This is a genomic window from Microcystis sp. M083S1 (assembly GCF_020246405.1).
Taxonomy (GTDB): Bacteria; Cyanobacteriota; Cyanobacteriia; order Cyanobacteriales; family Microcystaceae; genus Microcystis; species Microcystis aeruginosa_C.
Map to the genome: position 1 here is coordinate 36,389 of NZ_JADBTB010000119.1, position 12,410 is coordinate 48,798.

Annotated in this window: 5 protein-coding genes; 4 read left to right on the forward strand and 1 reads right to left on the reverse strand. The window is 42.3% G+C overall.

Features of this window, described 5'->3' with window-relative positions; translation table 11 throughout:
* Positions 1-69: 69 nt before the first annotated feature.
* The gene (locus IM450_RS12490) at positions 70-6,207 is read right to left on the reverse strand and encodes a translocation/assembly module TamB domain-containing protein (protein ID WP_287670178.1); all 6,138 of its coding nucleotides are present in this window, start codon (positions 6,205-6,207) and stop codon (positions 70-72) included.
* Positions 6,208-6,665: 458 nt separating this feature from the next.
* Between IM450_RS12490 and IM450_RS12495 the strand changes: the two genes are divergently transcribed.
* From IM450_RS12495 to IM450_RS12510, 4 genes are all read left to right on the forward strand, one after another.
* Entirely contained in the window at positions 6,666-7,856 is a 1,191-nt protein-coding gene (locus IM450_RS12495) for a DUF3747 domain-containing protein (RefSeq protein WP_287670180.1), read from the forward strand.
* A gap of 330 nt (positions 7,857-8,186) precedes the next feature.
* Positions 8,187-9,716 (forward strand): glucose-6-phosphate dehydrogenase, encoded by a 1,530-nt coding sequence (zwf, locus tag IM450_RS12500; RefSeq protein WP_002802729.1) that lies wholly within the window; start codon positions 8,187-8,189, stop codon positions 9,714-9,716.
* Positions 9,717-9,919: 203 nt separating this feature from the next.
* Positions 9,920-11,275 (forward strand): glucose-6-phosphate dehydrogenase assembly protein OpcA, encoded by a 1,356-nt coding sequence (opcA, locus tag IM450_RS12505; protein WP_002802730.1) that lies wholly within the window; start codon positions 9,920-9,922, stop codon positions 11,273-11,275.
* Positions 11,276-11,526: 251 nt separating this feature from the next.
* Positions 11,527-12,111 carry a Uma2 family endonuclease gene (locus IM450_RS12510; protein WP_287670183.1) on the forward strand — a complete coding sequence of 195 codons (585 nt, stop codon included), beginning with the start codon at positions 11,527-11,529 and terminating at the stop codon, positions 12,109-12,111.
* The last annotated feature ends 299 nt before the right edge of the window (positions 12,112-12,410 follow it).

The following is a 12,410-nucleotide window of genomic DNA, read 5'->3' on the forward strand; positions in this document are numbered from 1 at the left end:
AGATGAAGTATAACCTAATTTTGCCTTGTCTCCTAACTTCTGAACTCTCCTATATCTCTCAATCTTACCTTAAAATTGAGTTTGATAGCGGACGGTAAACTCATTCAAATTGTAATCGTAGGAGAAGCGGATAAAAGACTGGGAATTAACTCGATAGACGGTTTCCAAATTGGGAAGAATATTAAAATCGGTTGCTCCAATCGCATTACTAACCGCATTCTCCACATCATACACGACTCCTTGAGCTAAGAGGGGAATCGCCAACTGAACCACTCCAAACTGAATTAATTGTTCTGTGTTTTTCCCCTGTAAACCATTAAAAACCGACAGCAATTGTTCCCCCAACAGTCGAACGATTTCCCCTTGGCTGCGGGGGGGAGTGCTAGTTAATTTAACTAGGGGAGTATTAAGCAATCCCTCATCTTCACCTCTAGCAAAAGCCACTGCTTGTAAACAATTAGCAGCTTTTTGTAATTCTGCATTTGTATAGTTTTCCTCTAGGGGAAAAGGGGGACTATTGGGACGAATTTGGCACACTTCATTAATATTACGGCCTAAATTTGGTAGCAAGCGGTTTAATTCCCCTTCAACGCTGAGGGTGACATCGATCCTTTGAATGCGATTCAGACTATCATCGGGAATTTCATTACTAGGAAAATCCCCCCCCGGACGGGAGATGGCAAAATCGCGAGATTGAGAAAATTCGCTGAGAATTGTTCGCAGTTGAATATCAACAAAGGGATTAAAAAGTCCCAACCCGCGACTAGAATCAAAAACAATAACATTTTGATTGCGTCGGTTAAGAAGAAAACGAGTATCGATGTAGCTAACCCGTCCCCGATCGAGATTAATCACTCCATTGGTTTGTAATTTCTCCAGTGAAGTGAGCGAACCGTTCAAGGTTAAAGCACCACTAAAATCAAATTGATACAAAGGTTCTTGTTCGATGGATAATCCCGCTAAAGACACTTGGAAATTATTTAAAACTGGAGTAATATTGGTCGTCTGAGGAATGTTGAGAGGCTGCAGCCAGCGACTTACTGATTTATCCGTTTCTTGATTAATTTCTGGGGTGCGAGGAAGAAAAACTTTACCCCTAGAAAGACGCACATTCCCTCCGATAATTGGTTGCTGAATTGTTCCAGTTACCAGGGCATTCCCAGCAATTAATCCCCGATAAAGACCATTAATTGCTATATCTCCCTCTTGAATATTAACTGTTAAGGGATTAGGATTATTTTTGATGGCTTGAAAGAAAGGTAAAACTCCCACCACAGAAATTTGTCTATCAGCGATCGAGCCTTGTAATTCCTCTACTGTTAAGCTTTCAGGGGTTAGACCAATGCGGCCATTTACGGTTAAAATCTCTGGAAAAGCAACACTGCGGATAGCAGCATTATCGAGAGTAACTATACCATTTGCTTCTAAATCTTTGATTTTTAAACCCTCTTTTATATCTAATCTTCCCGTCGCTGAAAGAACTACCTCTCCCTCACCGTTAACCCATTCAATGGTGTTTTGACTGATAGCTTCAATTAATTTAATTGCATCGGTTCCCAATTTTGCTTGGATTTTTAATTGATCATTACCCGGTAAGGGAGGATAGGGAATGCTGGCATAGAGTTGGATTGATTCCGAGGAGGTTGTCCGCAAATCAAAACGATACTGATTATAGGTAAATAAACCAATTATATCTTGATTAATATTTTGGGCATTAATTGCACCATCAATAAAGGCAAAGTTACCCTGAATACGAGGATTTAATAAGGTTCCTGTAATTTGTCCTTGAGTTTTTAGACTACCGGATACATCCAAGGGAAACTGCACAAAATTTCTCAAGAGATCGAGAGAAAGATTTTCCACGGCAAAAGTTCCCTCTACTTTTTTTAGGGAAAAATCACCCGCTAAAAATACGGAAGAATCTCGTGATTTTAATCTAATCGGTTCTATCCTGAGCAACTGACGATTTAAGTTAAGATTAATTGTTACTTCATCAATCGGAATTAATTGGGTATCGGTGGTGACAATTCCCAGAGGGTTAACAATATTTACCGTCGGTCTTTGGGGGCGCCATTCCCATCTATTGCCCTGAAATTTTACGCTAAGATCGGGATTTTTTAAAGTCCCAGTTAAGGCTATATTTGCTTGATAACTGCCGCGAAAATCTAGTTCAGAAGGTATCCCGACTACCCCTCTTTCCCTTGCTAATTGCTGGATTATTTCTTCAATTTTTGCCCGCAAATTTACCTGTTGTGCTAGGGAAGCTTCGGGATTACCTACTTCTAGGGGACTAAGTTGAATAGCTGGGTTATTCTCTGAGGAGAAAAAGTTGATTAAACTGGTTAAATCATAGATACTAGCAACTGATAATAAATCTTGAATATAACCTTGATCTACCCTCAGTTTAGCTTCTATTGCTTGGGTTTGCCAATTAAATAAACCTTGCAGATTATATTGACTTGCACCCGCTTGTAAACTACCTTCTTGCAGTTGAACTATGGAATCCCGATAAACCAAATTTGCCGTTAATTTTTCCCCGATTAAGTTACCTAAACTAGGTCGATTAATCTCTAGTTGTCCCTCACCCTGTAAGTTAAATAAATTGATGTCTAGATTAGCATTCACTTGTCCAGCAATAATCCCCGGAATATTGTAGGCTGCCGTGGGAGATATTTTCAGCATTTCTAGGGGAAAATCGGCAATCTGAACATTTAAATTTTCTCCGCTTCGTTTAGCTGTTGCTAAAAAAGGAGTTTTATTTCCAAAAGCTTGGCGAATATTTATCCCTAAGGGAAGATAGGGCAGCAGGCAATTATTTTGTTGACAAGGATCGAAAGTTAGGTCAATAATGTCCTGATTTCCCCGCAGATTTAAACTAATATTTTGACCGATTCCTGCTTGCATACTTCCTTTTAAGATAGGTTCAAAGGGTCGATCATTAATGCTAAAGTTAGCTAAATTTATATCTCCTTTGATTTGTATATTTCCCACTTTTTGCCACGCAGTTAAGAGATTTTTTCCTGTGATTTTTCCTTGAAATTCTCCGAACCCTGTCAGTGTCGATTCTCTGGGTTTCAAACGAGGATCGATCGGTAAAAGCGATATAATCTGATCTAAGGGTATAGTAGAAAAGTCAGTTTTTGCCTGTAGATTTAAGTTAACCTCAGCGATATCAGGTTGACTGGTAAGATTAGCTAAAAGAATATTTCCGCGCACATCAAAGCTATTTTCTCCCCACTGTGCCGAAAGATTGTTAACCTGAATCGGTGTTACTCCCTGCCAAATTTCTTGAATGTTTCCCGCTAAATTGGCCTTAAAATCTAAGTGAGGAATCGAGATTGATTTTATTCCTGGTAATTGTTCTAGTACGGCAGCGGGATTAAGATTAGCGGCAATAATATCACTTTGCCATAAATTATTATTCAGTTGTCCCTTAGCTTTAATTTCTCCTTTAGCCACATTAATACGAGAGTTAAAAACTGCTTTAATACTGCTTAAGTTGAGTCGTTTTTCTAGCAGGGAGTCGAAAATAGTTTGGGCATTTCCTGTTGCTTGAAAACTGGTTTGGTAAATATTCAAAGGTATGGAAATATTAGTCTGAAAATTCTCTAAACTACTGAGAATATTAAAAATCCCGTTGTTTAACTGAATATCAGTATTAATCGGATTATTATCCACTAACAACCGAGTATTTACCCTAGCATTGACGGTGGACAAATTAGGGATTTTTCCCGCTAGTAAATTATTGATTGCACCAGTGAAATTGACTTGGGTTTTTCCTAGACTAACAGGAATATTTATATTGGGTAAAAACGGATTTAAGTTAATGCCAGCCGTATTAACTATACCACTTAAAATCCCTTGTTCTAGTTGTGCTGTCGTTCTTAGAGATTGACTATTGACAAATAACTGTATATCTCCTTGTCCGCGCCAAGTTTTTAAATCCGTTAAAGTACCGCTAATCAGAGAATTTATTCTACCAGCAAAGTTAATTTTTGCCCTGCCTAAACTGACGGGAACTGTTAAATTTTCCACCAGAGGATTAAGACTAATCCCACTGGTATTAACTGTTCCTGTCAGGAAACCTTGATTCAGTTTGGCTGTGGCAATTAAAGGATTATTATCCACTAATAACTGCATATTACCTTGACCTTGCCAACTGCTGAAAATATTATTTTTATTATTTAGTAATTCCCCTAAATAACCTTGTAAATTAATCTGTGATCGCATTAATTTAACCTGGGTTGATAAGTTAGGCAATAGGGAATTAATCGGCAATCCCGCTAAGACAGCTTTAGCCTGAATATTTCCTTGCAATACTTGACTATTGACGAAAATTGTGCCTTGTTTACCGCTAATTCCTAAGTTAGCAATTCCGTTTAAAGTATTAATATTAAGTTGGTCAATTTTGCCACTAAATTGAATATTAGCTGTCTCTAAATTTAAGGGTTCTAAGGTTTCTAGGTAGGGGCAAATACTATCTAAATATTGACAAACAAGAGGCACAAAAGGAGTCAATAAAAAGTTATTGCCCGTGATTTTTGCCCGGACTAATTTGCTGGTAAAATCACCATTACCATTAACCTGTAGTTTGCCGCCATTTGTTTTAATGACCGTATCGGTTAAATTTATTTTGTTGCCCCCTAAAAATACTTTACCCTCCCCGGCAACATTGAGTAATCCTGACTGATTAACCGTGGGTATTTGCCAATTAATTAATAATTGTGGCAGTCCTAAACTACCCCTAGCTTTAATATTAGCTTGCAGATCATTTATATTAATTTTAGCGGGAATTGTCGCGAATTGAGATAAGATTTTTCTCGTGGGAAAATGCGCTTGTAAATTCAAATTAATCGGCATTTTTGTCCCGTCAAGAGGTTGATTTTTTTGCAGGGATTGCAGAATATTTAACTGCAATTTTCCTTCCCCTTTAATTTCTCCACCTGCGACGGGTTTAATTTTAATTTTATCTAAATTAAGACTATTGAGATTTGTTTGAAAATTACTGGTTATTGATTTAATAGGAATTTGCTCAAAAATAATCGGTTTGCTGCTGCTAACGGTTCCTTTAATTAGAGGTTGATCTAATTTTCCCGTCACTTGAAAAGTAGAGCGTGCTTCTCCCCGTAAATCTAGAGGTGATTGCAGATAAATAATTCTTAAAAGCTGTTGTAAATCCACCGATTCTAGAGCGACATTGAGATGATAACCAGTTTGCCAATTTACTTCTCCTCTCACCTCAGTTTTAATCTTGCCAATAGTTGCGCTCGCCTGTTCAACTAATACTTTGTCTCCCTGTAAATTTAACTTAGTAGTTAGCTTAATTGGATACTGGAAGGGTTGGAATTTTCCCGCTACTTCCGTCACCTGAAAATTGCCATTACCTTGACTTTGATTTAGCTTTGCCCAACTGGGAATATTGAGAGCAATATTAGCATTTACTTGTCCTTGATTTAATTGAAAATTGCGATTAGGAATTAAAGTTAATAGTTGACTTAAGTTTAAACGGTCGATCTGAAGATTAGTTAGGCTTTCACCCGTTTTTAACGCCGTTTCTCCTTGAATTTTTACTTGACTTTTGAGGATTTCTGCGCTAAAATCGTAGGTGAGAGGCTGCCTTTGATTATCAATAAATCTTCCTTGACCATCGGCCTTAATTTCTATCGGTTTTTTCAGGGCATAGGGTTGGATAGTAATAGCTCCCTTCTCCACCTGAAAACCCAGATTTAACCTAATGGGTGCCTCCCGATCAAAGTTACTAGCTATTTTTTCTAAATTATCGAGCCATTGACCATTTTTATCCTGATCGAGATAAATACTGGGATTAATTAACTTGACATCAACCGGCAGCGGCAGACCTAAAAGTAAGGGCAGCGGATTTAATCCCAATTCGATCGCATCAATAGATAAACTATCAGCAGAATTGGCCGTAGCTGGAATTGCCGATTTACCGATACGAATGCGATTAAAATAAAAGCCCTCTATCTTACCTACCCTGACAGGTCTGTGAAGCATTTCACTGAAGATATTGTCTAAAATTGGGGTTAGACGTTCATAAACTAAATAACGAGTCGTAAAATAGCCAAGGGAGGTAATTCCTAGGAGAGTAATTCCCCCGACAATTAAAGTAGAAGGCCGGCGGACAAATCGACCGATACTCAGAAAAAGATTAGGACGAGGAGAAGGATCACCGGGGGAGTTACTCATAATTGTCTACCTCACACACACCAAAGAAAGGGCAATGGCTCACCAGAGCTAATGAACTATGATAATTCACCGCGGCACTGATAGCCCTCAATCGATTAATTGCAATTTTTTAGGCAATTATTGGGCTTAAATCCTGTGAGGAAGTCAAGGGCTGCGGCCAATTAAAAGCCTCTCTACCCATCTTAGCCTAAGACTCGAATGGCTGGCTAAAATTTTCGACAATCCGCCAAAATCTCCCCAGTTTCAACAGCCAACCGAATGAATATTGATCCCCCCACCAGTTTAATCAGAATATTGCCAGGATAAATAGGGTCGGAAATTGAAGATTGAGAGAAAAGTTGTGCGGACAGACAACAATCCGGCGCAGTCTGGAACAACGACCGGAAGCATTCAGTCATAGAATGTTGGGATTAGCACGTCTATTTTTACTGCAAAAATCGTCTTATAGATTAAAGATTATGAAAGCCAGATTATCGATCGCCCTAACCGCCCTAATGACCTTGGGCATAACTGCCACACCAGCGGCCAACTTTGACGAACAGGACATCGAGCAGACCCAGGTAGTAGCGATCGCTCGTCCCTACGGAGGTAATAAATTTGACCTGCTAGTCTTGGAACAAATCCAGGGAAAACAGAAGTGTTGGAACGAAAGCGGCTCAAATCCCGTCATGATCGACCCTCTACTCCTCAACTTTGACTTTACCGGCATTTGTCGCCGCGCCACCGATAGTAATGGTTATTCTATCCGTCTCGATGGCCGGGATTTTGGGCTAGATTACATCCTGCGTATTGTGGAACGCAATGGCGAATTATACTTAGTGGGAACTCCCCGGGATGCCCGCAGACCGGAATTAGTGGTGGGAAGAACCCGAGGAATGCAAACAGGATTTATGAAAATTATCCTCGAACCGGGTTGGAGATTTAGCCGTCGTACTTTCCAAGGCAAAAGTTTAGGCCACTTCTACTTTAGCGGCAAAGAAGCGGAAGTTCTCGCAGCCACCGGCAGACCTCCCGTCAGCGAAACCACTCCTCCCCCCACTTCTGGGGCCAGTTTTCAGGATATTAGCGGCGATATCTATAAAACTGAGATCGAAAAAGCGATCGCGCTTGGGGTAGTGGCTGGTTTTAAAGAAGATAACACCTTCCGCCCCGAAAATCCCGTCACCAGGGAACAATTCGTCTCGATGATTATTGAGGGGATGGGAACTGTCACCAAAATTAACCTAGAAGATATTCCCCCCGGCAGCGGCAGTTTTAACGACGTAGAAGCGACGCGCTGGAGTGCCAAAAAAATCCAATGGGCCCGGGCTAATGGTATTGTTGCCGGCAAAGCTAACGGCGAATTCCGCCCCACCGACCCCATCACCCGGGCCGAATTGATGGCGATTCTCAAACAGGCCGCCACCTACCTGAAAACTCAGCAAAAACAAGCCCCCGATTTAGCCCAAACTAAAACTCCCGTCAATTTTTCCGATACTTCCGGTCATTGGGCCGCCAGTTTAATTACCCAGATGTCGGGATTTTGCGGTGTGGCCTCTCCCTTGAACGAACAGGGTAGTTCTTTTGTACCAAATGATCCCGCCCGTCGTAACTACGCGGCAGCTGCCATCGTCCGTACCCTCGATTGTGTTAAAACCGCCAAAAAATAAGTAGGGTTTGCGGCAAAAAGTTTTTCCTAGGAGTAGGTTGTCGGGTTTCAGCCATTTTTGGGTGGTCAATTACCTAAAATTCAGGGACTTTTTCCCTGAATTTTCCCCCCGCTCACTCCCAGTCCCGGAACTTTTTGATCTCAAAAAGGCCTAAAGATATTATCCAATTACTGATGACTGATGACCGATGACCGATGACTGATTACTGATTACTGGTCACTGATTACTGATTACTGATTACTGATTGTGGTTATTAATTTTTACTTTAGGTATGCCGTCGAGTATTCCCGCTAGACTGGAAAATAATGCACCTCGGCTAGACAAAATCCTATGGTAAAGCTGCTCGAAAATCCTCTCCGAGTGGGATTGCGACAAGAAAGAACCCCAGAACCCTTAATCTTAGTCATTTTTGGGGCATCAGGAGACTTAACCCAAAGAAAACTGGTTCCTGCCCTCTATCAACTGAAACGGGAAAGACGACTGCCGGCCGAATTAACCATCGTCGGTACAGCGCGCCGAGAGTGGAGTCATGATTATTTTCGCCAACAGATGCGCCAAGGCATCGAAGAATTTTCCGACGGGATTGGCAGTGAGGAATATTGGCAAGACTTCGCCCAAGGGTTGTACTATTTCCCCGGCAACATGGACGACCCAGAAAGTTACGCCAAAATGAAAGTCTTTCTGGAAGAACTAGACGGAATCCGGGGAACTCGCGGCAATCGAGTCTTTTATCTAGCCGTCTCTCCTAATTTCTTTCCCCCCGGTCTTAAAAACCTCGGCGCGGCCGGAATGCTGAAAGACCCGATTAAACACCGCTTAGTGATCGAAAAACCCTTTGGCAAAGACCTCAGTTCTGCCCAAGTTCTCAATCGAGTCGTACAAGAGGTTTGTCAGGAGAACCAAGTTTATCGCATTGACCACTATTTAGGCAAGGAAACCGTCCAAAACTTGCTGGTGTTCCGATTTGCTAACGCTATCTTTGAACCCCTCTGGAATCGTCAATTTATCGATCACGTCCAGATTACCGTGGCCGAAACCGTGGGAGTGGAGGAGCGGGCCGGATATTACGAAAAATCGGGAGCTTTGCGCGATATGGTGCAAAATCACCTGATGCAGTTATTCTGCTTGACGGCGATGGAAGCACCCAACGCTATTAACGCTGATAGTGTCCGCGGCGAAAAAGTCAAAGTCCTGCAAGCGACTCACTTGGCCGATATTAATAACCTAGAAAAATCCGCCATCCGCGGCCAGTATAAAGCCGGTTGGATGAAAGGAAAACCCATTCCGGGCTATCGGGAAGAACCGGGGGTTAATCCGGAATCGACCACCCCCACCTACGTGGCCATGAAATTAATGGTAGATAACTGGCGTTGGCAGGGTGTCCCTTTCTATCTGCGTACCGGTAAACGTCTGCCGAAAAAAGTTTCCGAGATTGCCATCCAATTCCGCCATGTGCCGTTATTAATCTTCCAATCGGCGGCTCAACAAACTAATGCAAATGTACTGAGTATGCGAATCCAGCCTAACGAAGGTATTGCCCTCCGTTTTGAGGCGAAAATGCCGGGGTCAGAATTACGCACACGCACGGTAGAAATGGACTTTAGTTATGGTTCCTCCTTCGGTGTTGCCAGCGCTGATGCCTATAATCGGCTACTTTTAGACGCTATGCTGGGAGATCAAACCCTATTTACCCGTTCTGACGAGGTAGAAGAAGCATGGCGCATCGTTACTCCCGCTCTCGCCGCTTGGGACGCTCCCGCCGATCCCGCATCCGTACCCCAATACGAAGCGGGTACCTGGGAACCCACAGAAGCAGAATTTCTCCTTAACCGCGATGGCCGTCGTTGGCGACGACTCTAAAACAGTGAACAGTAATCAGTAATCAGTAAACAGTAAACAGTGAGCAGTAATCAGTGAGCAGTAAACAGTAATCAGTAAACTAAAAACTCACATCTGATAACTGATAACTGATAACTGATAACTGATAACTCACACCTGATAACTGATAACTGGTAACTGATAACTGATAACTGATAACTGATAACTGATAACTGATAACTGACATGACTACCCAAAGCCCCCCCATTGTCTCCCTGCAAGCACCGAAAGATGTTTCCATCGATGTGATCGAGCAGGAACTGCGCGATATCTGGCAATCCTATAATAATAATGAGGATGGTATGGCCGCCACCCGGGCCACCACCTTTAGCTTTATTGTCTATGAACCCGATGCGGTACAGGAATTGTTAACCCTTCTCGGCTATTACACCGGCCCGATTGATGGTATTGCCGGTCCGCGAACCCACGCCGCCATCAAAGTCGCCCAGAAGGACCTAGAACTAGAAGTAACCGGACATTCTAGCGATGAATTTGTCGCCAGGTTAAGGGCGGCCTGGGAAGCGGAAAAAAACGCCGAGGATGGGGCTAATCATCGTCAATACGCCGCCGATTTGGATGCGATTGGAGTGGCAGATGCGATCGCTGCCTCCAATCCCTGTCGCATTATTACCCTCTGTCCCACTGCCGAGGCCGATGAAGGGGTAAAAGCCTCTGTTTCTGCCTATTGTCCCGTTAACAAACGTAGTCAGAACACTTTAGTTTGCTGTGAATACGTTACTTTAAGCGGTACAGCGGAAGCCTTGGAACGAATTGGCGGCATTATTTCCGAGTTAACTATTCCCAGTTTGCCCAAATTTCTCTGGTGGAAAGCCAGTCCGGATGCGGAATATGGACTATTTAAGCGTCTGGCCAGTCAATGTGATACGATTATCGTCGATTCCAGCACTTTTCGGGAACCGGAAACGGAACTGCTGCAAGTGGGGGATTTATTAGCCACAGATGTACCATTAGCTGACCTGAACTGGAGTCGTCTCGCTCCTTGGCAAGAACTAACCGCCGAGGCTTTTGATCCACCGGAGCGCCGGGATGCTATTCTGGAAGTCGATCGCATCACTATTGATTACGAAAAGGGCAATCCTTGCCAAGCTTTTATGTTCCTCGGTTGGATGGCCAGCCGGTTACAATGGCGACCGGTGGGATATAGTCACCGGTCGGGAGATTACGCTATTCATCGGATTAGCTTCCTCGGTCAGGACCAGCGTTTAATTGAGGCGGAATTAGCCGGTGTTCCCGTGGCCGATTGGGGTGAAGTACAAGGAGATCTGATTAGTATTAAACTCACTTCTACTAATCTTCAGGCTGATTGTTGCACTGTAATTTGTTCGGGAACTACCGGCTGTATGCGGATGGAAGCTTCGGGAGGGGCCCAATCTTGCCGGGTTGAACAAGTGTCCCATCTGGAAGACCAAAAAACAGAAACTCTGCTAGGTAAACAGTTACAGCGTTGGGGCCAGGACGTGCTTTATCAAGAAAGCATGAAAGTCACTAGCTCTATCCTCAAATTATCCCAACCGGATTAGGAAATTAGCAACAATAATCCCGCCAACTTTCGAGAGACCTTGTTAACAAGGTCTCTCGATATTTATACAGCAGTCAGCACCTGATTAAAACCGATAATTGTAAGTAGGTAGGCGTTAACAATTATCAGACACCCCCCTTATCAAGGGGGGATTAAAGGCAAAATCCATTTTTAATTTAATTATAACCAGCTACTTACCTTTTCAGAAAACAGGTTATCATAAAGACAGAGCTTTGCTTTCAAGGGGGCAATATGGTCGCAACCACTGAGAAACGCTACACAGTCGCAGAATACTTTCAACTAGAGGAAACCGCCACCGACAGACACGAGTATCGAGATGGAGAAATTATTATTATGACTGGGGGAACTCCTAACCATAATCGCATTGCCTTGAATTTCTGTAGAAAATTTCCCTTAACTATCCAGAATCAAGCCTATGATATATTTATCACCGATCTACGCTTGGCAATACCCGCCTATAATGTGTACACCTATCCCGATATTATGATCGTTAAAGGGGAACCAATTCTTGAAAGAGGACGCACCGATACGATTACCAATCCACAGGTGATTATCGAGGTTTTATCAAAATCTACTCAAGACTATAATCGGGGTGATAAGTTTAAATTTTATCGCTCTCTTGATAGTTTTGAAGAATATATTTTAATTGATCAATATGGTTATTATATAGAACAGTTTCATAAAAGAGGCGATCATTGGGCATTCCGGGATTATCACCATCAAGAAGCGATTTTAACTTTGTTTTCTCTAGATTTTCAAATATCCCTGACAGATTTATATCAGCGAGTGGATTTTACTGCGATTGAAGTATCCTAATGATACTAAATCCGTTGAGTATAGGCTACATATCAGGAGAGGCACTCATGCAAAACGGAAAATAAATAATCAGTTTTTAATAACCAGATTTAGTATAAAAACCCACTTCCTAATTCCTAATTCCCACTCCCTAATTCATAATTTATAGTCATTTCAGATAAGTCTGATACACTCTAGACCAGTTAAACCCTTAAGTAGTCGTGCAAAATTAATTTCCTAGTGAAGATAGGCAAGAGGCAAGGGGCAAGAGGCAAGAGGTGGTTAGATATGTGTAATTAATTTTGCTTAGGTACTTATTA

Excerpts from the sequence above, each read along its gene's own strand:
- IM450_RS12495 (WP_287670180.1), top strand. The coding sequence starts at position 6,666 with ATGAAAGCCAGATTATCGATCGCCCTAACCGCCCTAATGACCTTGGGC.
- zwf (WP_002802729.1), top strand. The coding sequence starts at position 8,187 with ATGGTAAAGCTGCTCGAAAATCCTCTCCGAGTGGGATTGCGACAAGAA.
- IM450_RS12490 (WP_287670178.1), bottom strand. The coding sequence starts at position 6,207 with ATGAGTAACTCCCCCGGTGATCCTTCTCCTCGTCCTAATCTTTTTCTG.
- IM450_RS12510 (WP_287670183.1), top strand. The coding sequence starts at position 11,527 with ATGGTCGCAACCACTGAGAAACGCTACACAGTCGCAGAATACTTTCAA.
- opcA (WP_002802730.1), top strand. The coding sequence starts at position 9,920 with ATGACTACCCAAAGCCCCCCCATTGTCTCCCTGCAAGCACCGAAAGAT.